Origin of the sequence: Halomonas sp. BLK-85, assembly GCF_044792155.1 — a bacterium.
Classification (GTDB): Bacteria; Pseudomonadota; Gammaproteobacteria; order Pseudomonadales; family Halomonadaceae; genus Vreelandella.
In genome coordinates, this window is sequence record NZ_CP087731.1 from 2162245 (window position 1) to 2184863 (window position 22619).

Consider the following 22619-nt stretch of genomic DNA (forward strand, 5'->3'; position numbering starts at 1 on the left):
TTGGCAATGCAAGCGTATCAACAGAATTCGATGATACATACATTAACGCATCTGCATTACCATGGCGCTGTGGCGGCGTGGTTTTCCACACATTTTGTCATATCCTTAACGGAACCTGTTGTTTAACACCTGTTGCGAGAGTGCGCCATGGATGCCATGAAATGCCTGAAAGTCGGCCCGCTGGACGTCGTTGTACGCATCTGGAATCCAGACGCCCCGCATAGCCTTATTGCCTGGCATGGGCTGGCACGTCACGGCGGTGATTTTGAGCAACTGGCCCGCCAGCTAGGCCCGCAATGGCGGGTGCTGGCACCCGACACCCCTGGCCGGGGGCTTTCAGGATGGTCGCTTTATCCTGCCAAAGACTACCTTTACAGTCACTACATGACCGTTGCCACCCAGGTGATGGATCACTTTGAGCTGGAAAGTACTCCCTGGATCGGCACCTCCATGGGCGGGCTGCTGGGCATGCTGCTGGCCGCCGATGATGACACGGCGTCACGCATTCGCTGCCTGGTCCTCAACGATGTCGGCCCTGCCCTGGAACCCGAGGCGCTGACCCAGATGGCCACCTACTTCAGCACACTCAAACGCTTCACCACGTTTACACAACTGCGCAACGCGCTCCAGGCAAACTACCAGGGGTTTGGCATCACCCGGGAACAGGAGTGGTTAAGCATGGCGCACGCCAGTGCCCGCCGCCTGCCCGACGGTGCCTGGAGCTTTCATTACGACCCACGTATTGCCGAGCAGTTTATTCACGACACCCCAAGGGATACCTGGGCCGATTGGCAAAAGATCCGCTGCCCGCTGATGCTGGTCAGAGGCGAGGATTCCCCACTGCTCAGCCGGGCCACGGTGGATGACATGCGCCGTCAACAGCCCCGGATGCATTTTTTTGAAGCCCCAGGCTGTGGCCACGCCCCCATGCTCAATGTGCCTTCCCAGGTCGAGCCGATCCGTCAGTTTCTGGAAACATCCGTTCCAGGCGCACGACGCCCCTGGTGGCAATCAATGCTGCAACGCTTGAAACCATGAATGGAGCTGACCATGTATAAACTGGCTTTTTTTGTTCCCGCTGAAGACGCCGAGGGCGTCAAGGAAGCCGTCTTTTCCACCGGTGCCGGCCGCATCGGTGACTATGAAGCCTGCTGTTTTACCACCCCGGGCACCGGGCAGTTTCGCCCTCTGGCCGGTGCCCAGCCGCATATCGGTAACCTCAACCAGCTCACTCAGGTGGAAGAGCTCAGGATCGAGCTGGTATGTCACGATGAACTGATCGAATCGGCCATTGCCGCCCTTAAACTGGCACACCCCTATGAAACCCCTGCCTATGATGTCTGGCGGCTGGCCGATCTTTAGCCATCAGGCACTGCCGAAGTAGCGCTCGCGATCTTCCGGGGTAATCACGCCGGTATGCAGCGGGAAAAGTCCTTTATGGCGATCGGCATAGAAGTGGCGCAGGGTATGCTCGATGGTCGGGAATGCCAGCGCGTCCCAGGGGATTTCATCTTCTTCAAAAAGCGCCACTTCCTCGCTTTCGGGGCCAGCTGCAAAGCCCCCCACCAGGTCAGCCTTGAAAATCATATATACCTGGTTGATATGCGGAAGGTCGATCAGCGTATACAGGTTGGCCATGGCCACTTCGGCACAGGCCTCTTCCCAGGTCTCTCGCGCAGCAGCCTGGGCAGTGCTTTCGGCGTTTTCCATATACCCGGCAGGCAGCGTCCAATAGCCTTTGCGTGGCGCGATGGCACGTTTGCACAGCAACACCTGGGAACCGCTGACCGGCAGGGTGCCTGCTACAATGCGCGGATTCTCATAATGAATGGTGCCGCAGACATCGCACAGGTGGCGCGGGCGATCATCACTTTCCGGAATGGCAAAACGGACTTTTTCACCACATTGACTACAGAAGTTCATTGGCACTCTCGCTTGAGGGCAACGCATGGCGCCACTTGACGACAACGCTCGCTGCTGGGTAAAAGACAACAAAGACTCGGGAAACCTCATGTTAGAGAAACTCAGCCAACGGCTGCAACAGCACCGCCCTCAACGCTTGAAGGATATGAACCTCCCCAGGGCTGCCGTACTGCTACCCATTGTTGATCGGCCACAGCCTACCCTGCTGCTCACACGACGTGCCAGCCATATGGCCACCCACAGCGGTCAGGTGGCGTTTCCCGGAGGCAAGCAGGAGCCGCAGGACCCGGACCTCTACGCTACCGCTCTGCGCGAGGCCGAGGAAGAAATATCGCTGCGGCCTCATCAGGTTCAGCCGCTGGGGCGACTTTCCGATGTCATTTCCCTGCATGGTATCCAGGTCACCCCCTGGGTAGGGCTGATTCCCCCCGACCTGCCGCTCAGGGCAGACCCCAGCGAGCTGGATGCCATTTTCGAGGTGCCCGTGCAGCACTTTCTTGACGACCGCCGCACCCACACCGATGTGATCACCGTTGATGGCGTTGCCCACTACGTGCCAAGCTACCACGTTGACGGTTTTGTGATCTGGGGGCTGTCTGCCATGATGCTGGTGGAACTGCTGGCGAAGGGATTTGATATGCCCATCAGCCTGTATGAAAAACCCGGCGGTTTGTTACGCCGCCACCCGGTTCGCGGCATCTACAGCCGCTGACCATCTTTGACGGATAAATACCCGGTATCGCGCCACTTCATGCTATAACGCAGTATTTGACGGATAACTGGCTCTTGACCATGATGTCACCCTCTTTATTGGCAGCGCCCCTGCTTGACCCCACGACCATCAACCGCATTGTGGATGCCCTGGTGGAACAGGGATGGTTTGCAGACAGCGAGGTATTGGACCCTGGTCTGTGCCAGCAGCTATATGCCGAAATCTGTCACCTCGCTGACCATGATGGTCTCGAAGCAGCGGGTATCGGGCGCGGCACACACCATCACCTGCGCAAGGATATCCGTGGTGACGCCATTCACTGGCTGGACCGTGAAAGCCAGGCCCAGCGCATCTACCTGGCCAGCATGGCCGAGCTGCAGGAGTCGCTTAATCAGGCGCTGTTTCTCGGCCTGTTCGAATATGAGGCGCACTTTGCCCACTACCCCCCGGGCGCCTTCTACCAGCGCCACCTGGACAGCTTTCGCGGCCGCGCCAACCGGGTCATCTCCACCGTGGGTTACCTGAACCCTGACTGGCCCGCAGACGGCGGCGGGGAAATGGTCATCTATCACCCGGAGGCTACTGACCAGGAAGTCGCCCGCGTAGTGCCACAGGCAGGCACCTTTGCCTGCTTCCTGTCAGAAACCATTCCTCATGAAGTGCTGCCCACCCGCCGACCCAGAACCAGTATCGCCGGCTGGTTCCGGCGCAATGCCTCTCTGGGTGGGGTTCTCGACCCTGCGAACTAGACACTATGGATAAGGCCACCGAACAGAGGCTCACCGCCCGAATAGCCGAGCTTGAAGCACACAACCAGCAATTGCAGGAAGACAAGCAGCACTATCAATGGCTGGCAGAGAGCACCACGGACCTGATCTCCCGGCATGCCCGGGATGGCACCTTCCTGTACGCCTCCAATGCCGCGCGGGAGCTGCTGGGCTATGAGCCGCAGGAACTGATCGGCGTCTCCGCCTATCAGCTGTTCCATCCCGCGGACCTGAGTGATCTGTTGAACAAGTCACCGCGGGTGTATTACCACGCCGGCTTCTACCAGCAGACCTATCGCTTTCGCGCCAAGAGCGGCCATTACGTCTGGTTTGAAACCACCAGCCGTACCCGTCGCGACCCTGCGACGGGCGAACTGATCGATATTCTCTGCGTCTCCCGGGATGTAGGGCGGCGTATTCAGGTGGAAGCCCATCGCGAACGCCTGGCCCAGGTAGTGGAATCCACCTCTGATTACGTGCTCTTTGTGGCGGAGGATGGGTCGATTTTCAGCGCCAATGAAGCGGCAAGACGACGCTTTAGCCTGCCCCGCGCCGGCCAGCCCACGCCGCTGAGCAAGGTTTACAGCGATGCCTCGCTGAGCCTGCTCGACGAGGTGGTGTTTCCCGCCGTGGCCCGCTATGGCTCATGGAGCGGCGAACTGGAAATGCATCGCCTTGATGAACTGATACCGGTGCTCAGCGTTGTCCAGGCCCATCGCGGCCCGGGCGCTGAACCCGGCCATCATTCGCTGCTGAATCACGATATCCGGCTACGCAAGCACGCCGAAGAACAGGCCCGCCGACATCAGGAACAGATAGCCCATGCCAACCGGCGGGCGACGCTGGGCGAGCTGACCTCCAACATTGCCCACGAGCTCAACCAGCCGCTGGGTGCCATCGCCAATTATGCCAACGGCGCCCTGCTCACCCTGCAGGCAAACCCTGAGCTGCCCGCTCAGGCACTGGCCCATCCGCTCACCCAGATTGATCACCAGGTTCAGCGCCTGGCTGAACGTCTGCGCCATATCCGACGCTTTATCCGCACCGGAGGCACCCAGTCTCGCCGTGTCCCGCTTGCCGGCGTGATAGAAGCCGCCCGACAGCTGTGCGAATGGCGCTACCAGCAAGCCGGGCTGGACATTCAGGTACACGGTTCTGGCGGCGATGTGGTCGTCATGGCCGACCCGGTGGCGCTGGAGCAGGTATTCGTCAATCTTTTATTGAATGCGCTGGAGGCCAGCCGCCAGCATCCCGGCGCACAGCGGGTGCAGCTCAGCGTTGAAGCCGCTGCCCGACACGCGCTGAGCGTCCATGTGGATGACCAGGGGCCGGGGGTGCCGGACGAGCAGCAGGCCGAAGTGTTTACCGCCTTTCACTCTACGCGGTCAGAGGGCCTGGGGTTGGGGCTGGCCATCAGCCGCTCCCTGATGGAAGCCATGGGCGGATCACTGAGTGTTAGCCATAGCCCGCTGTTCAGCGGCGCCCGCTTTAGCGCTAGACTACGCTTCGCGTAAACTGTGCATGCATGTTGACTAACGGAAAAGGACTTGATGGATACATCGTTACAAGAAAATGACCGCGGCGGTAACAGCCCTGACCATGAGATTGCCATTGTGGATGACGACCAGGCACTGCGCGAGTCACTTGTCTGGCTGCTCGGTTCAGTGGGACTGGAGGCCTCTGCCTTTGCCGACGGCGAGCACTTCCTGGCCAGCCCGCACAGCTGGAAGGTGGTGTTGCTGGATGTGCGTATGCCCGGCCTCAGCGGCCTGCAGGTGCAGCAACTGCTGGCTGACAGGCAAGCAAACGCCATGGTCATCATGATGACCGGCCATGGGGATGTTCCCATGGCCACGCAGGCGCTCAAGAACGGGGCCTTTGATTTTATTGAAAAACCTTTCAACCACCAGCAGCTGATCGATAGCCTGCAGAGTGCCCTGGTACAGGCGCAGCAACGTCAGCAACACAACCTGCAGCAGCAGGAACTGAACCGCCGCTTTGCCATGCTGCGCCCCAAGGAGCAGCAGATCATCCGCCTGGTTGCCCAGGGCATGACCAGCCGCGAGATAGCCCAACAGATGGCCATCAGCGCCAAGACAGTCGAAGTCTACCGGCAAAAAGCCATGAAGACCCTTGGCGCCAACAACCTCGCAGAGCTGGTCAGACAGGCCGTTGCCCTGGGCCTGGTGGCTGCGCTACCTGACGCCTGAGACGCCAGCAGCCGCTCAGATCAGGGGCACAATCTCGCCGTCGGAGCTTTCCAGAGTCTGACTGAAACGCTCAAAATCCACAGACTGCTCGCCAGTCTGTTGCTGCTTGAGCTCACTCAACATACCCAGAAGGGTATCCATGCCGTTTTCCTGTTCGTCCAGTGCCGCAAAAGCCTGTAGGTAGGGTGCCCCCTGATCATCAAAGCCAAGCTTGATGGGTGCGTCGATAATGTTGACCCGGGTGCCCTCCGGCACGCGCCCGAAAATGGACTCGATATCCTCCGGGTACATACGGATACAGCCACGGCTGGCACGCATGCCAATGCCATCCGGCTGGTTGGTGCCATGAATCAGATAACCGGGAATATCCAGCAGAATGGCGTATTCACCCAGGGGGTTATCCGGGCCAGGGGGCACCACGTCGGGGGGCGGCTCGCCTTCGGCGGCGGCTTCTTCACGCATGGATTCCGGGGGATACCAGGCCGGGTCCTTCAGGCGCATGGTGGTTTCGGTCGTTCCCAGCGGGGTATTGTAGCCATCGCGACCAATCCCGATGGGGTAGGTCTCCACATGGGCAACCTCGCCCTCGGCAGGCTCAGGGTAATAGTAAAGGCGCAGCTCAGCCAGATTGATCACAATCCCGCTACGCTCGGCATCCGGCAGTATATGCTGCCCCGGAATCACCACCTCGGTTCCCTCGCCCGGTACCCAGATGCTGACGTCAGGGTTGGCGCGAATAATTTCCTCGTAACCCACATTGTGGTCACGGGCAATATCAACCAGCGTATCTTCATATTCCGCCTGGACGCGATAGACCTCGCCGACCATATTGCCGCTGTCAGGCAAGGGGTAGTGGCCTTTCGGCCATTCAGACTCTTCCGCCTGCGCCGCCAGGGCAAAGCACCCGATTGCCAGCATCGCGGTGACCCGCCTGCCAACCCGATGGTTGCCGGAAAAATGCGGGCGCATAGCAAGGGCGTGGGGCAGCAGGCTGGACAATGGCCGCAGCGGGCGTGACAAAGCGTTTAACAATAAGGACATGACAGTTCCTTTCACAGATCATCTGGCAGCATCTTAACAAAGCAGCCACACAAAGCGTCAGATTTCGTTGCGCGGCATGATAGGATCGCCCACACGCAAAAGCGTCCCTTCACGGCTGTCCAGCAACGCATTCTGGCCAAAATGGGCACCTTTCAGGGCTGGCTGGGTATTCAGCGCCAACAGGGTCTTCAAGGGTTCCGCGGGCACGGGTATCTGCGCGGTCTGCTGGTCAATGGTGGTCACTTTACAGCGCTGGCAGGGCGTGCAGAAAGCCAGTTCAGCGCCATCGCCATCAGTGGCTGGCAGCGTCTGGATGCCGGCCCACCTATCCTCATCCCAGGCTCCATCATGGCCGATCACGATATTGGGCCGAAAACGACTCATGGGCACCGTCTCAAGGCCTTTTTCATTAAGCGCTTGATTAAGTGCCTGCAAAGAAGCCGTTGTGGTGACCAGGTAGGGGTAACCGTCGGCGAAGAACGTATGCGCCGCTTGATGGCCAGACGTTTCTTCAGCCACCGCGCGCGTGAACCCGTCAGCAAAGCGCATCAGGCGCAGCCCCTGTGCCGCCGGCCCAAGCGCGATTTCAAGCCATCTGGATACCTGAGCACTTTCTGGCTGTGCCTGACAGTCGTCCTGCCAGACGCGAACGCTCTCCGCCGCAGATGAAGGCGCCTCCAGCGGCACTTCAACGCTGCCTGCCCGGGGGTGAGCAAGCACCAGGGCGCGCTCGGTGATGGCGACCTGCAAAGTCGCCAGGGCAGGCAGCTGACGCTGGGTAATAAAGCATTGCTGGCGGTCGACCAGCATCCAGCGGCGGTCCCATTCAAACCCGTGGCGATACAGCCGCGCCTGATCGAGGCGAATACCCTGCATGGACTTGACCGGATAACAGAAAAGCGCCTCCACCTGCATCACGAGGACTCCGATTGCTTGATGACACGTTTGACCCAGACAGGGCCAAACAGCTCAAAAAGAATGGTGGACGTCACCACTGTGGTGACGATCAAGGCACCCTGCTCAGGGAAGCGCTCGGCGGCCAGCAGCGCCATCCCCATGGCAACGCCGGCCTGGGGCAAGAGCCCGAGACCAATGCGGGGCTCAAGCCCCGACACATTGCGGCGTAACATGCGAACCCCCAGATAACCACCGACAAACCTTCCCACTATGCGCAAGACAACATACGCCACAATCGGCACAAGCGCGGCATGCAGATTGGCCAGATCCAGGCTGGCCCCGGCCAGCACGAAAAAGAACACCAGAAACGGCCACTCAATCTGCTCAATCTCGGCAAAGGAACGGGTATGGTGCGCAGAGACGTTGACCACCACAAAGCCGGCCACCATGGCCGCCAGCAAGGCCGACACATTGAGGTAGGCAGACAGGCCGGCAATCAATAACATCAGCGCCAGCGCTTCCGCCTGGGTGGGCCGCCCGGGTTTCAGACGACCGGTCAACCAGGCCGCGGGCAAGCCCAGTGCAATCCCCAGCAGCACGCCACCGCCCAGCTCCCAGAGCGAATGCACAAGCGAGCCCGTGCCGCCATCGGCCAGGCTTATCCAGCTCATGGCCGCCATGGTCAGCCCGAAGATAATCACCCCCCAGGCGTCATCAATGGCCACAATCCCCAGCATCACCCGCGCGTTCAGGTTGGTCTGGCCGCTCTCATCAATGGCTTCACTGACGGCAGCCGGGTCGGTCGCCACCGAGATGGCCGCCAGCGACGCAGCAACGGCCAGCGGGAACCCCAGAGCCCATAGCCCGACAAAGACCACCAGCAGCGAGCCCAGCACCACGGCAGCAGAGAGCAGCGCAATGATTCGCCCGGTTGATTTCAGCCGCGATAAGGTCAGCTCGCCCCCCAGCAAGAAGGCCACCATGACCAGCGCCAGGTTGATCAGCGGCTCACGCAAACCTTCCAGAGGCGCTTTGGCCGAGTCCATCACCAGCTGCTGAACCACGGCATACCCGACCCCCACCAGCACTAACAAGGAAATACGCGGCAAGGCGGTACGCCGTGACACCGTATCAACCACAATACTCAAAAACAGCAGCACCCCCAGCAGGATCAAGGCCAGGGTGCTCGCGTCAAGCGTTTGAAGCTGAGCCTCGATATGGCTCAGTAAGGTCACCATGATAGATTTGCTCTTCAGAGTTGATTATTCGTTTGGCGTCTCCACGTTAACATGATGGCACACCAGCGATGACCACGCAGGAAGTGCTCACGCATTCTCCCTTGTCTGTCAATACATGGACACCGGTTAACAATCTGCTACGCTGCATCTGGTCGTATAAGGCCATCAATATAAAAGGAGTCCCTCATGACAATTGAAACAATCGCCTATCGTGCCCATGCCACCGCTACCGGTGGCCGTGAAGGTCATGCCGCCACGTCTGATGGCGCGCTGGATGTCAAACTCAGCACGCCCAAGGAATTGGGTGGCCCGGGCGGTGATGGTACCAACCCGGAACAGCTGTTTGCCGCCGGCTATTCTGCCTGCTTTCTCGGCGCCATGAAGCATGTTGCCAGCCAGGAAAAGATCCAGCTGCCGGAAGACGTCAAGATTGACGGCCACGTGGGTATTGGCCCCATCCCGACAGGCTTCGGCATTGAAGTTGAACTCAAGATCAGCCTGCCAGGCATGGACAAGGCGCAGGCCCAAAGCCTGGTCGATAAAGCCCATATTGTCTGCCCCTACTCCAATGCTACCCAGGGCAATATCGACGTCACCCTGACGCTGGTATAAGCCAGCCTGCCAGGGTAGGCCTGAGTATTCTGGGCCCTACCGCCCATGAACGACACCACCGCATGGCAGTGCCTGCGGTGGTGTCGTCTTTTGGATGCGACACGATCCGACACACAGACAGACGGCAAGGAGAAACTGATGAGCAAGACAACCTATACACCACCCAAGGTGTGGCAGTGGACGCCGGGCAACGGCGGCGAGTTCGCCAATATCAACCGCCCCGTCGCCGGAGCAACGCATGAGAAGGCACTGCCAGTGGGTCGTCATCCCTTGCAGCTTTATTCCCTGGCAACGCCTAATGGGGTCAAGGTCACTATCCTGCTTGAAGAGCTGCTCGAAAAAGGCATCAGCAGCGCGGAATATGATGCCCACCTGATCCGCATCACTGAAGGTGAACAGTTCAGCAGTGGCTTTGTCGAGGTCAATCCCAACTCAAAAATCCCGGCGCTGGTGGATCACAGCACCCAACCGCCCCAGCGGGTCTTCGAGTCCGGCGCCATTCTGCTGTATCTGGCCGAAAAATTTGGCGCCTTCCTGCCTGAGGACCCCGCCAGACGCACCGAATGCCTGTCCTGGCTGTTCTGGCAGATGGGCAGTGCGCCCTTACTGGGCGGCGGTTTCGGGCACTTTTATGCCTATGCGCCGGAGCCGCTGGAGTATCCGATTGACCGCTTCACCATGGAGGTCAAGCGCCAGCTGGATGTCCTCGACCGCCACCTGGCAGACAACCGCTATATGGCCGGTGATGAATACACCATTGCCGATATGGCGATCTACCCCTGGTACGGTGCTCTGGTCAAGAACCGGGTCTATGACGCCGCCGAGTTTCTTCAAGCCCACACCTATACCCATGTGCAGCGCTGGGCCGACGAGATCGACGCCCGCCCCGCCGTGCAACGTGGCCGCATGGTCAACCGCACCTGGGGTGACCCCAGCGAACAGCTCCACGAACGCCACGATGCCAGCGACTTTGAACTCAGGACCCAGGACAAGCTCGACTGATACTGCAAGACAAACCGCGCAACGCAAACGGCCCGCACATTGGCGGGCCGTTTTGGGTCTTGCTGATTCGTTAAAGATGCCTCAGGTTAACGATCACGCAACAGCCATTGCGGCGTTATCTCATGCTGGCCATTGGCGTCGGTAATAAATAAAGACCCTTCACTTATCATCACCGCCCAGTCAATTGTGCGCGGCAAGCCCGAGGCAATGACGCTCAGGCTTTCCTGGGGCAAGCTGGCCACATGCACATTCTTAAGCGCCGACACCGCCGGTAACACCTTACTCTCCCAGATATCCACCCGCCCATACGCCAACAGCGACACCCGCTCTGCCCGGCGTGAGCACCAGGTCAGGCGCTCCGCATCCGGCAGGCCGACTTCTATCCAGTGCAGCACGCGGCCATCCAAGCTTTTATCCCACAGGGCAGGCTCATCCACATCCGAAAGCCCGCGGCCAAAAGCCAGTGATTCGCTGTACCAAAGAAGGTAAGCGATCAAGCGGCTGCACATCCGGTCTTCTGTTTCAGACGGATGACGGGCCACGGTAAAACGCAGGGTGTCAAAGACGTTACGATCAAGGTCGGTCAGGTTCACATCAACTTTATACGGGGTCGCGCTCAACGCCATGGGAGACATCCATCTGAAATTTGCGCCAGTGTAGCGGATTTAACCCTGAGCGGGAGGCCCCAGGGTTATGCGTGCGAGTTTCTAACGATAAAAAGGGTAGCCATTTGGCTACCCTTTTAGTTTTACGGTCAGGAGCTATGACGGCTGGCCGGTCAGAAATCAGGCTTACGCTTTTCAACAAAGGCGCTCATGCCTTCTGTCTGCTCTTCTCCTGCAAAGCAGAAGGCAAACAGGCTGGTTTCCAGCGCCAGGGCGCTGTCGAGATCCTGATCCATGCCGTCGTGAACGGCTTGCTTGGCACCACGCACCGACTGCGGGCCGTTGCCCATCAGCTGCTTGGTCAACTCTGCTACGTAGTCTTCCAGCTCCGCCTGGGGCATCACGCGATTAACCAGGCCGATACGCAGGGCTTCATGGGCATCGATCTTGCGACCCGTGGTCACCAGGTCCAGCGCCATGGCTGGCCCGACGCGGCGCGGCAGGCGCTGGGTGCCGCCGAAACCCGGAATCACCCCCAGCAGCACTTCCGGCTGGCCGAAAACGGCGTTATCACTCGCTACTGCCCAGTCACAGGCCAGCGCCAGCTCGCAGCCGCCGCCCAGGCAGAAGCCGTTGACCAGCGCCACCACCGGTACCGGCAGGGTTTCCAGGCGCTTGATGGTGCGCAACGCCTGACCGGCGAAAGCACGCGCCTGCTCGGGGGTCTTGTCGCGCATTTCGGCAATATCCGCCCCGGCAACAAAGGACTTTTCCCCCGCGCCAGTGATCAGTACCGCACGCAGGCTGGGGTGCTGTTCCAGTTCGGCCAGCTCTTTTTCCAGCGCGCTCAATACATCGCTGTTCAGGGCGTTCAGCGCCTTGGGGCGATTGATCATCAGGCGAACCACACCGGCGTTATCGACTTTTTCAATGACTGCTTCGCTCATCATGACTCCTTGGTTGTTATTGGACGCCCACTGTTATTAAAACTCATCAGGATAGTAAACCCAGCCTAGCGAACGCTTGGTAGGCTGGCAATCCCTTCTTTTCGTTGAGCAGTCATTAACGATAGTCATGAAAGCCTCTGCCCGACTTGCGGCCCAGGTAGCCCGCATCCACCATGCGCTTGAGCAGCGGGCAGGGGCGGTATTTTGGGTCGCCAAAGCCGTCCTGCAGTACTTCCATGATCGCCAGGCACACATCCAGGCCGATCAGATCAGCCAGCGCCAGCGGCCCCATGGGGTGGGCGGCACCCAGCTTCATGGCCTCGTCCACGGCGTCTGGCGTGGCGGCGCCTTCCTGGACCAGAAACGCCGCTTCATTGATCATCGGCACCAGCAGGCGATTGACCGCAAAGCCAGGAGAATCGCCTACTGGCACTGCGGTCTTGCCCAGTGCCTTGGCCAGGGTCTGAATCTGTTCAACGGTGGCATCGCTGGTCTGCTCGGCGCGAATCACTTCCACCAGCTTGAGCACCGGCACCGGGTTGAAGAAATGCATGCCGACAACCCGCTCGGGGCGCTCGCACACCGCCGCCAGCCGGGTCAGCGACAGCGACGACGTGTTGGAGGCCAGAATCGCCTGGCTGCTGAGGTTGCTCAGGTCACGGAACAGCTTTTCCTTGAGTGCCGGCTGCTCCGGCGCGGCTTCAATGATGATCGCGCAATCGGCCAGGGCTTCCAGGGCGGTGCTGGTGGAAAGCCGTGCCATGGCCGCGTCCTTGTCGGCAGCCGCCATTTTTTCCTTGCTGACCAGCTTGCCAAGCCCCTTGTCGATATTGCCCTCTGCGCGGGCCAGCTGCTCATCGGCCACATCATAAAGGCGGGTCGAAAAACCGCTGGCAGCCACCACCTGGGCAATCCCCTGGCCCATGGTGCCGGCACCCACCACACCGATTACCTGTTCACTCATAGCCTGCTCCTGTCTGCACTCGTTTAGATATGGCTTGATTAATGATTGCGGGCTTCGTCACGCAATACGAATTTCTGGATCTTGCCGGTGGAGGTCTTCGGGAGATCGCTGAAGATGATCGTCCGGGGCAGCTTGTAGCTCGCCAGCCGCTCACGGCAATAGGCAATGATGTCGTCTTCGGTCACCTCGCCATAGCCAACCTTGAGCTTGACGAAGGCGCAGGGTGTTTCACCCCACTTTTCATCCGGCTTGGCCACCACCGCCGCTTCTTCCACCGCCGGGTGGGAATAGATGGCATCTTCCACTTCAATGGTGGAAATATTCTCACCGCCGGAGATAATGATGTCCTTGGAGCGGTCCTTGATTTCGATATAGCCATCGGCATGCCAGACGGCCAGATCACCGGTATGGTACCAGCCGCCTTCCAGTGCCTGCTCGGTGGCTTGCTTGTTCTTGAGATAACCTTTCATGACGTTGTTGCCGCGCATCATGATTTCGCCCATGGTCTTGCCGTCCTTGGGCACCGGCTCCAGGGTGGTCGGGTCGGCCACGCACAGCGCTTCCAGCATGTGGTAGCGCACCCCCTGGCGGGCTTTCAGGCGTGCGCGCTCTTCCAGCGGCAGCTCGTTCCAGGCAGCGTGCCAGGCGCACACGGTCACCGGCCCGTACACTTCGGTCAGGCCGTACACATGGGTGACTTCAATCCCCAGGGCTTCCACCCCGGCGATCACCGAAGCCGGCGGCGCGGCCCCGGCAGTGGTGACCTTGACGGTGTGCGCGAACTGGCACTGATCCTCTTCCGGCAGGTTGATCAGGCCGTTGAGAATAATCGGCGCACCGCTGAAATGAGTGACCTTTTCCTGCTCGATCAGCTGCATGATACGTTGCGGATCAACCTTGCGCAGGCAGACGTTGACACCGGCATTGGCAGCAATTGTCCACGGGAAGCACCAGCCGTTGCAGTGAAACATGGGCAGTGTCCACAGGTAGGTGGCATGGTGCGGCATGGCCCATTCCAGAATATTGCTCACCGCGTTCAGGTAGGCGCCGCGATGGTGATAGACCACACCCTTGGGCTTGCCGGTGGTGCCGGAGGTATAGTTCAAAGAAATCGCCTGCCATTCGTCTTCGGGCAGCTGATAGGGGTAATCCGCATCGCCTTCTGCCAGCAGCGCTTCGTACTCAAGCTCACCGATACCCGGCACGGCACCGAGAAATGCTTCATCGGCCACGTCAATCACCAGCGGCTTGGTATCCAGAGTATCCACCGCGGCCTTGACCACCTCGGCAAACTCCGGGTCCACCAGCACCGCCTTGGCTTCCCCGTGGGCCAGCATATAGCCAATGGCCTCGGCATCCAGGCGAATGTTCAGGGTATTGAGCACACAACCGGCCAGCGGCACGCCAAAATGCGCTTCAAACATGGCCGGCACATTGGGCAGCATGGCGGCGACCGTATCACCCGGCTTCAGGCCATGCCCGGCCAACGCCGAGGCCAGCTGGCGGCAGCGCGCCCAGGTCTCGGCCCAGCTGCGGCGGATCTCGCCATGCACAACGGCGGGGTAATCCGGGTAGACGCTGGCCGAGCGCTCAATAAAGGTCAGCGGCGAAAGCGCGACATGGTTAGCCTCTACCTTGGGCAGATCCTGTTCAAAAATTGACATGCTGCTACTCCCTTCTCATTGTTGGATGGCGTTGATAATGACGCCCTATACCTGCGCATCAAAGGCATGCAGGCATTGGGTGCCGGCCTCAATCACGGCGCGCTGGGCGCGTCCGGCCGGCAGCCACTGGTGGATCACATACTCGGCGCAGGCCAGCTTGCGGGGGTAGAAAGGATCATCACTGCCCTGGTCCAACGCGGCCTGGGCCTTGAGCGCTGCCTCGCCCATCTGCCAGGCACACAGCAGGTGGCCCGCCAGATTCAGAAACGGCGTCGCGTAGGCTTGCACGGCATCAGCCCCCTCGGCCTGCCCCTGTTCCAGCACCACCGCCATGGCCGCGCGCAGATCCTGGTTGCCTGCCGCAAGCGCCTCGCCCAGGTGGGCCAGCGACGGCTGGGCCTTAAGCTGCTCGGCTGTCTCCGCCACGTCATCCAGCAGCTCAGAAAACGCTGCGCCGTTATCCCGTTGCAGTTTGCGCCCAGCCAGGTCCAATGCCTGAATACCGTTGGTGCCTTCATAGATAGGCGCTATGCGCGCATCGCGCAACAGCTGGGCGGCCCCGGTTTCTTCCACATAGCCCATGCCGCCATGCACCTGTATGCCCAGAGAGGCAATCTCCACAGCCTGGTCGGTCGAGAAACTCTTGATCACCGGAATCAGCAGGTCCACCCGCGTCTGGGCGTTGTCGCGTTCGGCAGCGGACGCCGCGTGACGCACGCTGTCCATTTCAGCGGCGCAAGTCAGCGCCAGGGCACGCAAGGCATCGGTGCGGGCGCGCATGGACAGCAGCATACGGCGCACATCCAGGTGGTCACTGATCGCACAGTCCGCCTTGCCGGAGCGCGGGCTGCGCCCCTGGGTGCGGTCATTGGCATAGGCCGCGGCATGCTGGCAGGCGCGCTCAGCGACCCCGATACCCTGCACCCCCACCTTGTGGCGGGCTTCGTTCATCATGGTGAACATATGATTCAGGCCACGCCCTTCTTCCCCCACCCGATAACCAATCGCGCCGTCTTTTTCACCAAAGCTCAAGGTACAGGTGGGTGAGCCATGAATACCCAGCTTATGTTCGATGGAGGCACAGGTCACATCGTTACGCTCGCCCAGAGAGCCATCGGCATTTACCAAATACTTGGGCACCAGGAACAGCGAGATGCCCTTGTTGCCTTCAGGGGCATCCGGCTTGCGGGCCAGCACCAGATGAATAATATTCTCGGCGACGTCATGCTCGCCCCAGGTAATATAGATTTTCTGCCCGCTGATGCGATAGTGATCGCCCTCGGGCACTGCCTTGGTGCGCACCCTGGAAAGATCCGACCCGGCCTGGGGCTCGGTCAGGTTCATGGTCCCCGTCCAGGTGCCTTCTACCAGTTTGGGCAGATAGAGTGCTTTCTGCTCCTCGCTGCCATGGTGGGCAATGGCTTCAATAGCGCCTGCGGTCAGCATGGGGCACAGGCCCAGCGCCATATTGGCACCGTGGAGCATTTCCTGAACGGCGCTGGCCACCACCTCGGGCAGGTTCTGGCCGCCCAGGCCTTCAGACACGCCTATCCCGTTCCAGCCGCCGTCGGCATAGGCCTGATAGGCCTCGGCAAAGCCCGGTGCAGTGGTAATGCTGCCGTCTTCATGGCGCTGGGTACCCTGCTTGTCACCCACGTCATTCAGCGGCGCCCAGACGTCATTGGCCAGCTTGGCGGCCTCTTCCAGCACAGCGTCAATCAAATCAGGGGAAGCGTCTTCAAACCCCGGCAGGGCCAGCGAACGGTGCGACAGCAGTTCTTCAAGCACAAAACGCATATCGCGTACGGGTGCGGCGTAGTAATTCATGCAGGGCCTCGATAGAAATGGCGACATTAGTAAATATTCTACTCGGGATAGTAGATTCCCTAGTCTTGCGCGACCATTCGCCTAACGTCTTAGGCGTTTATAAGGTCAAATTTATCCGCCAAAACGTGTAAGGTTGGTACAAGAACACTCACCGAATAACGTAAACACGTTTAATATGACGCTTTCCGCCATAAACAAGGGCACTCCATGCCAACACCTTTAAAGGCAAGCTTGCAGGCGCTGGCCGCTCAGTTGCAGCAGGCTGGCATTGACTACCAGCATCTGTCAGCCATGGCGGACACCGGCCTGGCCCATGATCATGTCTGGATTCACCGCAAAGCTGACGACTGGGTGGCCCGGCTGCCCAAGCAGAGCCAGATGGACCTGGGCCCCGCCGATAACCTGGCCTACGAAGCCGCCTGCTATGAGCGCGCCAGCGCCGGTGGTTATGTCCCCCGGCTACACGGCCTTTTACCGGTCAGTGAGGCGCTGCCTCGCGGCGGCCTGGTGGTCGACGCCATCGCAGGCCGGCTGGCCCAGCTGCCGGACGACCTGCCGCGCATTGCCGAGGCCCTGGCCAGCCTTCACCAGCTGCCTTTACCGGAACACACAGCACCGCTGCTGGCCCCCGAAGCACCCTGGCAGGCCATGCGTGAGGAAGTCAGCCGCCAGGCCGAATGGCTGGACAAGGCCGACCTGACCCCGGACACCATCGCGCGAGTGCGTGACGAACTCGACGCCCTGCCGGTCAGTCTGGCCGATGCTCAGCGCTGCCTGATCAGCTTTGACACCCACCCCGGCAATTTCCTGATCACCCGGGATGGCCGGGCCGTGCTGGTCGACCTCGAAAAAGGCCGCTATGGCCTGCCGGGAATTGACCTGGCCCACACCTCGCTTTACACCTCGACCACCTGGGATGTGAACAGCCAGGCTGTGCTTACCCATGATCAGGTGATCGATTTTTATCGCCACTGGCAGGCGAACATGGGGCAGTCGCCGAGTGCCGATACCCTGATCGCCTGTCGCCGGGCCACCTGGCTGTGGTCGCTGACCTGGTGTGCCAAGTGGCGCGCCCAGCATTTACAGCGTCGCGATGCCGAGCACCGCGGCCAGGACTGGTCGGCAGAGCTGACCGATGCCAGCGTGATTGCCCATGTGCGTGACCGGGTCGAACACTATCTGTCGCCAGCGGCCATCGAGCATGTTCACAACGAACTGCTGCACCTGCAAACGACGCTCTAGCACTTGGTTTAACGAGGTAAATAATGAAACGTACGTCTCTACTCTCGGCGATTATCGCCACCGCCCTGCTGGCCACTGCACTGCCCGGCGCACTGCCTGCAGCGGCGGCGCCCGACACGGACAACTGGCAGGCAGTGCTGGAAGAGGCCGATGGCCAGACCGTCTACTGGAACGCCTGGGGCGGCGATGCGCGCACCAACCGCTATATTGCCTGGGTCGCCGAACAGATGCAGGCAGACGTCGGGGTCGAGGTGGAGCACGTCAAACTGGATGACACCAGCAGCGCGGTGTCACGGGTGCTGGGGGAAAAACAGGCCGGCAACGATGATGAGGGCAGTATCGACCTGATCTGGATCAACGGCGAAAACTTCGCGGCCATGCGCGAACAGGACCTGCTGTTCGGGCCCTTCGCCGACGCACTACCCCACTTTGCCCTGACCGATCCAGACAACAACCCGGAAGTGGTCACTGATTTCACCCTGCCTACCGACGGCTACGAATCCCCCTGGGGCAAGGCACAGATCACCTTCTATTATGACAGCGCCCAGGTGGACGCACCGCCCCAGAGCATTGACGACCTGCTGGCATGGGCCAGGCAAAACCCCGGCCAGTTCAGCTACCCGCGGATTCCTGACTTTACCGGCAGCACCTTCCTGAAACAGGCGCTGATCGAACTCAGCGACCAGGATGATGCGCTCTACCAGCCGGTGGAAGACAGCGACTTTGACGCCATCACCGCCCCGCTATGGGCCTACCTGGATGAGTTGCATCCCCACCTGTGGCGCAGCGGTCGCAGCTTTCCGGACTCCGGCCCCAACCTGCGCACCCTGATGAGTGACGGCGAACTCAGCCTGGCATTTTCCTTCTACCCCACGGATGCCGCTGTGGCCGTCATGGAGTATGAGCTGCCTCCCAGCGTGCGCAGCTATGTGCTCGAAGACGGCACCCTGGGCAACGTTCACTTTGTGGCGATTCCCTATAACGCGCCGCACAAGGCAGGCGCCATGGCACTGGCCAACTTCCTGCTGTCGCCCGAGGCCCAGGCAAGAAAGCAGTCGCTGGACATGTGGGGCGACCGCAGCGTGCTGGCCATCAGCCAGCTGGACGACAGCGATCAGGCGCTGTTCGAGCAGGGCGAGCAGCACCCCTCAGCGCTGCCGGTGGACGCCCTTTCCAACACCCTGGCCGAACCACACCCCAGCTGGATGACCGCCCTGCAGGACGCCTGGCTTGAGCGCTACGGTGTCAACTGATAGGGGTGTCAACTGATAAAGGTGTCAGCTGATTGATGTTGCGCTATGTGCCGGTCGTGATGATTGCCCTGCTGGTGATTCCCGTCAGCGCGGGGCTGGGCATGGTACTGCTGCCTGCCTTCGGCTATCTGCCGGTGCTGGGTGGCGAACAGTTCAGCCTGGCGCCCTGGCAGGCCCTGTACAGCCAGCCGGGGCTTGGCCGCTCGGTGGCTGTCAGCTTTACCAGCGGCCTGGCCAGCACGGCGCTGGCGCTATTGATCGTGGTGCTGTTTCTGGCCGCCAGCCAGGGCACCTGGCTGGACCGCAGCCTGCGCCGGCTGGTCTCGCCCTTACTGGCCATTCCACATGCTGCGGTAGCCTTTGGTTTTGCCTTTCTGATCGCCCCTTCCGGGCTGATGGCCCGGCTGATTTCCCCCTGGCCCTCCGGCTGGCAAAGCCCGCCGGATGCGCTGATCGTCAACGACCCCTGGGGGCTGGCATTAACCCTTGGCCTGGTGCTCAAGGAAACCCCCTTTCTGCTGCTGATGAGCCTGGCAGCGCTGCCCCAGCTGCAGGCAGACAAGCGTCTGCAGCTGGGGCGTTCATTGGGCTATGCCCCGGCCATTGCCTGGCTGAAAGTGATCCTGCCCGCCCTCTACCCGCTGATTCGCCTGCCAGTGTATGCCGTGATTGCCTATGCCACCTCGGTGGTGGATATGGCGCTGATACTTGGCCCGCGGCTGCCCTCGACCCTGAGCGTCTCGATTCTGGGCTGGTTCAACGACCCGGATATCACCCGGCGTTTCATGGCCTCAGCGGCGGCGGTCCTCCAGCTGGGCGTCACTCTGACCGCTCTGGTCAGCTGGTGGCTGCTGGAACAGCTGGTCCGCCGCTTCAGCCGCCACTGGCTGACCAACGGCAGCCGCCGCCGTGGCGCGGCAACCTTAACGGTGGCAGGCCGTGGCGGCCTGGCGCTGACCAGCCTGACGGCGCTGGCCGCCCTGCTCGGCCTGGCACTGTTTTCGGTGGCCGGCTTCTGGCGCTTTCCGGAGTTTCTGCCTCAATCCCTGGTGGCTGATCACTGGCAGCGCAGCGCCGCCATGCTCGCAGCGCCTCTGGTGAGCACGGGGGTGATTGCGCTGCTCGCCACCGGCCTGGCCACCCTGCTGGTGGTTGCCGCGCTGGAAAACGAACAGCGCCAGCATCTGCATCCACGCCGGGCGCTGTGGCTGTTATATTTACCCTTACTGGTGCCACAGATCGCCTTTCTGTTTGGCCTGGTGGTGGCCGCGGAACAGATCGGCGTGCGCCCGCAGCTGACCTTGGTGATCGCCGGCCATGCGCTCTTTGTGCTGCCCTATGTGTATCTCTCGCTGGGCGAATCCTACCGGCGCCTGGACCCCCGCTGGCTGCAGATCGCCCAGTCGCTGGGCGTCTCCCGCAACCGGGCATTCTGGAAGGTCCGCCTGCCGCTGCTGCTGGCCCCGCTGCTCACAGCAGTGGCCGTCGGCCTGGCGGTGAGCATTGGCCAGTACCTGCCGACCCAACTTCTTGGCGCGGGAAGGGTCACAACGGTAACCACCGAAGCCGTCGCCCTGGCCTCAGGCGGCAACCGACGGCTGATCGGCGTCTGGGCACTGGTGCAGGCCGGCCTGCCGCTGATCGGCTTTATCATCGCCCTGGCACTGCCCCGCTGGCTAGGTGTCACCCAGCGGGAATCCACTCGTTAACCGCCTATTGATCAAGGAAGCCTGTGAACGACGCTGCAACTGAATCACTGACCCTGACAGACGTCAGCATTCGCCTGGCTGGCCACGAGCTGCTGCAGGTCAGCACCCGGATTGCCCCCGGTGAGGTGCTCAGCGTGATGGGGCCCTCCGGTTCGGGCAAGTCGACCCTGCTGGCCTTTGTGGCGGGTTTTCTGGATAGCGCCTTTGATGCCCGGGGCGAGGTGCGCCTGGGCAAGCAGGACCTGCTGGCCCTGCCCGCCGAGCAGCGCGGCATTGGCCTGCTGTTTCAGGACCCCCTGCTGTTTCCGCATTTAAGCGTGGCGGGGAACCTGCGCTTTGGGCTGCCCCGGCATGTGCCCGACAAACACCGGCAGGTTGCCCAGGCGCTGGAAAAGGTCGGGCTGGCAGGCTTTGAACACCGCGACCCGGCAACCCTTTCCGGCGGCCAGCAGGCCCGGGTAGCGCTGATGCGTCTGCTGCTGTCGCAGCCTCGCGCCGTGCTGCTGGACGAGCCGTTTTCCAAACTCGACACTGCCCTGCGCCAGGAAATGCGCGCCCTGGTATTCGGCCAGCTGCGCGAGGCGGGCCTGCCGACCCTGCTGGTGACCCACGATGAAGCCGATGCCGCCGCGGCCGGGGGGCCGATCATTGCCCTGGGCTAACCCGGGCGCTGAGGCACCGACGCTCAGCCTCATCATGCCCATGCTCAATGAAGCAGCCGGCATTCAGGCCGCCCTGGCGCCGCTGCAAGGGTTACGCGACGCTGGCACAGAGATCATTGTGGTCGATGGTGGCAGTCACGATAACAGCGTGGCGCTTGCCGCCCCGCTGGCAGATACGCTGCTGGTCAGCGACCCCGGCCGGGCCCGGCAGATGAACCTGGGAGCCGAGCACGCCCGCGCAGCAGCGCTGGTATTTCTGCATGCCGACACCCGGCTGCCTGCCGATGCGGTTGAACACATCACCCAGGCGCTGACCACCCATTGCTGGGGGCGCTTTGACATTCACCTGGAAGGCCACAGCCGTTGGCTGCCCCTGATCAGCCGGATGATGAACCTGCGCTCGCGGCTGACCGGCATTGCCACCGGCGATCAGTGCCTGTTTATCCGCCGCACGACCTTTGCAGCGGTGGGCGGCTTTCCCGACCAGCCACTGATGGAAGATATCGAACTCAGCCAGCGGCTGAAACGCCAACAACGCCCCGCCTGCCTGCACGCGAAAGTGGTAAGCTCAGGCAGGCGGTGGGACAAGGGCGGCGCCTGGCCCACCATTTACCTGATGTGGCGGCTGCGCTACCGCTACTGGCGCGGCGAAAGCGCCCATCAACTGATCAAGGACTATCATCATGCCCGCTGACACTGCGCCAACCCTGCACCTGCTGGCCAAGGCACCGATTGCCGGCCAGGCCAAGACCCGCCTGATTCCGCTGCTGGGTGCTGACGGCGCCGCCGAGGCCCATCGCCAGCTGTTGCAGCAATGCCTGGCCAACGCCTGCCAGGCCCTGCCCGCTGAACGCATCACCCTCTGGACGGCACTGGACCATGAACATCCGCTGTTTATCCAGCTTCAGCAGGCCTATGGCATTCAGCTCAGGCCCCAGCCGCCAGGTGATCTGGGCACGCGCATCCAGGCCTGCCTGCAGGCCGAACCGGGCCCGGCCATGGTGATGGGCAGCGACTGCCCGAGCATCACCCCGACCATGATCCAGCAATGCGCGGCGCAGCTGGCCCACGCTGAGGTGGTCATACTGCCCGCAGAAGACGGCGGCTACGGGCTGATGGGCACCTGCCGCGCGCTACCCGAGTTGTTGACAGATATCCCCTGGGGCACACCCCAGGTGCTGGCGCAGACCCGCCGGCGCCTTGAAAAGCTCGGCCTGACAGCCACCTACCCCGCCATTATCTGGGATGTCGACCACCCCGAGGACTGGCAACGCTGGCAAACACACCTTGGTACACGTAAGGAATCGCAACGTTTGCCCACTGAGTAAGTCCTTACCCTAACGC

The 22619-nt window shown here is 61.2% G+C and carries 23 protein-coding genes; 14 read left to right on the forward strand and 9 right to left on the reverse strand.

Going from position 1 to position 22619, the window contains the following annotated elements; all coding sequences use genetic code 11:
• Positions 1-147: 147 nt before the first annotated feature.
• Both LL947_RS09725 and LL947_RS09730 read left to right on the forward strand, forming a co-directional pair.
• Complete coding sequence (locus tag LL947_RS09725; protein ID WP_499833062.1) at positions 148-1038, forward strand: alpha/beta fold hydrolase; 891 nt, start codon at positions 148-150, stop codon at positions 1036-1038.
• A gap of 12 nt (positions 1039-1050) precedes the next feature.
• Positions 1051-1362 (forward strand): YqfO family protein, encoded by a 312-nt coding sequence (locus tag LL947_RS09730; RefSeq protein ID WP_404413585.1) that lies wholly within the window; start codon positions 1051-1053, stop codon positions 1360-1362.
• Positions 1363-1365: 3 nt separating this feature from the next.
• On the opposite strand, the gene LL947_RS09735 is transcribed toward LL947_RS09730, so the two are convergent.
• Entirely contained in the window at positions 1366-1923 is a 558-nt protein-coding gene (locus LL947_RS09735) for an NUDIX hydrolase (RefSeq protein ID WP_290823302.1), read from the reverse strand.
• Positions 1924-2011: 88 nt separating this feature from the next.
• Here LL947_RS09735 and LL947_RS09740 point away from each other — a divergent pair, with 88 nt between their 5' ends.
• From LL947_RS09740 to LL947_RS09755, 4 genes are all read left to right on the forward strand, one after another.
• On the forward strand, positions 2012-2635 hold the full coding sequence (locus LL947_RS09740) for a CoA pyrophosphatase (RefSeq protein WP_290823303.1): 624 nt from the start codon (positions 2012-2014) through the stop codon (positions 2633-2635).
• An 83-nt stretch (positions 2636-2718) separates the two neighbouring features.
• The gene (locus LL947_RS09745) at positions 2719-3384 is read left to right on the forward strand and encodes a 2OG-Fe(II) oxygenase (RefSeq protein ID WP_404417964.1); all 666 of its coding nucleotides are present in this window, start codon (positions 2719-2721) and stop codon (positions 3382-3384) included.
• Between the two features lie 5 nt (positions 3385-3389).
• Positions 3390-4916: a PAS domain-containing sensor histidine kinase gene (locus LL947_RS09750; RefSeq protein ID WP_499833063.1), complete on the forward strand. Its 1527-nt coding sequence runs from the start codon at positions 3390-3392 to the stop codon at positions 4914-4916.
• A 36-nt stretch (positions 4917-4952) separates the two neighbouring features.
• Positions 4953-5612 carry a response regulator transcription factor gene (locus LL947_RS09755; RefSeq protein ID WP_499833064.1) on the forward strand — a complete coding sequence of 220 codons (660 nt, stop codon included), beginning with the start codon at positions 4953-4955 and terminating at the stop codon, positions 5610-5612.
• 15 nt (positions 5613-5627) lie between these two features.
• Here the strand turns inward: LL947_RS09755 and LL947_RS09760 are convergent, their stop codons facing one another.
• The 3 genes from LL947_RS09760 to LL947_RS09770 all read right to left on the reverse strand — a co-directional run bounded on the left by LL947_RS09760 (position 5628) and on the right by LL947_RS09770 (position 8788).
• Positions 5628-6530: a L,D-transpeptidase family protein gene (locus tag LL947_RS09760; protein WP_290823180.1), complete on the reverse strand. Its 903-nt coding sequence runs from the start codon at positions 6528-6530 to the stop codon at positions 5628-5630.
• Positions 6531-6710: 180 nt separating this feature from the next.
• The gene (locus tag LL947_RS09765; protein WP_499834406.1) at positions 6711-7568 is read right to left on the reverse strand and encodes an MOSC domain-containing protein; all 858 of its coding nucleotides are present in this window, start codon (positions 7566-7568) and stop codon (positions 6711-6713) included.
• Positions 7568-8788, reverse strand: coding sequence for a cation:proton antiporter (locus tag LL947_RS09770; RefSeq protein WP_499833065.1), 1221 nt, complete (start codon positions 8786-8788; stop codon positions 7568-7570). The genes LL947_RS09765 and LL947_RS09770 overlap by 1 nt, the downstream gene beginning before the upstream one ends.
• 186 nt (positions 8789-8974) lie before the next feature.
• Between LL947_RS09770 and LL947_RS09775 the strand changes: the two genes are divergently transcribed.
• Both LL947_RS09775 and yghU read left to right on the forward strand, forming a co-directional pair.
• Positions 8975-9400, forward strand: coding sequence for an organic hydroperoxide resistance protein (locus LL947_RS09775; RefSeq protein ID WP_290823173.1), 426 nt, complete (start codon positions 8975-8977; stop codon positions 9398-9400).
• Positions 9401-9538: 138 nt separating this feature from the next.
• On the forward strand, positions 9539-10402 hold the full coding sequence (gene yghU / locus LL947_RS09780) for a glutathione-dependent disulfide-bond oxidoreductase (protein WP_499833066.1): 864 nt from the start codon (positions 9539-9541) through the stop codon (positions 10400-10402).
• Between the two features lie 86 nt (positions 10403-10488).
• Here yghU and LL947_RS09785 read toward each other — a convergent pair whose 3' ends face one another.
• The 5 genes from LL947_RS09785 to LL947_RS09805 all read right to left on the reverse strand — a co-directional run bounded on the left by LL947_RS09785 (position 10489) and on the right by LL947_RS09805 (position 16409).
• A complete protein-coding gene (locus tag LL947_RS09785; RefSeq protein WP_499833067.1) occupies positions 10489-11028 on the reverse strand; it encodes a YaeQ family protein in 540 nt (179 codons plus the stop codon).
• Between the two features lie 152 nt (positions 11029-11180).
• A complete protein-coding gene (locus tag LL947_RS09790) occupies positions 11181-11954 on the reverse strand; it encodes an enoyl-CoA hydratase-related protein (RefSeq protein WP_499834407.1) in 774 nt (257 codons plus the stop codon).
• A gap of 115 nt (positions 11955-12069) precedes the next feature.
• A complete protein-coding gene (locus LL947_RS09795; protein ID WP_290823170.1) occupies positions 12070-12918 on the reverse strand; it encodes a 3-hydroxybutyryl-CoA dehydrogenase in 849 nt (282 codons plus the stop codon).
• Positions 12919-12956: 38 nt separating this feature from the next.
• Complete coding sequence (locus LL947_RS09800; protein WP_499833068.1) at positions 12957-14582, reverse strand: acyl-CoA synthetase; 1626 nt, start codon at positions 14580-14582, stop codon at positions 12957-12959.
• A gap of 45 nt (positions 14583-14627) precedes the next feature.
• On the reverse strand, positions 14628-16409 hold the full coding sequence (locus LL947_RS09805) for an acyl-CoA dehydrogenase (protein WP_499833069.1): 1782 nt from the start codon (positions 16407-16409) through the stop codon (positions 14628-14630).
• A gap of 207 nt (positions 16410-16616) precedes the next feature.
• On the opposite strand from LL947_RS09805, the gene LL947_RS09810 reads away from it, so the two are divergent.
• The 6 genes from LL947_RS09810 to LL947_RS09835 are packed head-to-tail and all read left to right on the forward strand — an operon-like array spanning position 16617 to position 22603.
• Positions 16617-17651, forward strand: coding sequence for an aminoglycoside phosphotransferase family protein (locus LL947_RS09810; RefSeq protein WP_499833070.1), 1035 nt, complete (start codon positions 16617-16619; stop codon positions 17649-17651).
• A gap of 23 nt (positions 17652-17674) precedes the next feature.
• Complete coding sequence (locus LL947_RS09815) at positions 17675-18904, forward strand: ABC transporter substrate-binding protein (RefSeq protein WP_499833071.1); 1230 nt, start codon at positions 17675-17677, stop codon at positions 18902-18904.
• A gap of 35 nt (positions 18905-18939) precedes the next feature.
• Positions 18940-20613 (forward strand): ABC transporter permease, encoded by a 1674-nt coding sequence (locus LL947_RS09820; RefSeq protein WP_499833072.1) that lies wholly within the window; start codon positions 18940-18942, stop codon positions 20611-20613.
• Between the two features lie 23 nt (positions 20614-20636).
• Positions 20637-21275 carry an ATP-binding cassette domain-containing protein gene (locus LL947_RS09825; RefSeq protein WP_499833073.1) on the forward strand — a complete coding sequence of 213 codons (639 nt, stop codon included), beginning with the start codon at positions 20637-20639 and terminating at the stop codon, positions 21273-21275.
• Positions 21235-21969, forward strand: coding sequence for a TIGR04283 family arsenosugar biosynthesis glycosyltransferase (locus tag LL947_RS09830; protein WP_499834408.1), 735 nt, complete (start codon positions 21235-21237; stop codon positions 21967-21969). The genes LL947_RS09825 and LL947_RS09830 overlap by 41 nt, the downstream gene beginning before the upstream one ends.
• Positions 21959-22603, forward strand: coding sequence for a TIGR04282 family arsenosugar biosynthesis glycosyltransferase (locus tag LL947_RS09835; RefSeq protein WP_499833074.1), 645 nt, complete (start codon positions 21959-21961; stop codon positions 22601-22603). The genes LL947_RS09830 and LL947_RS09835 overlap by 11 nt, the downstream gene beginning before the upstream one ends.
• The last annotated feature ends 16 nt before the right edge of the window (positions 22604-22619 follow it).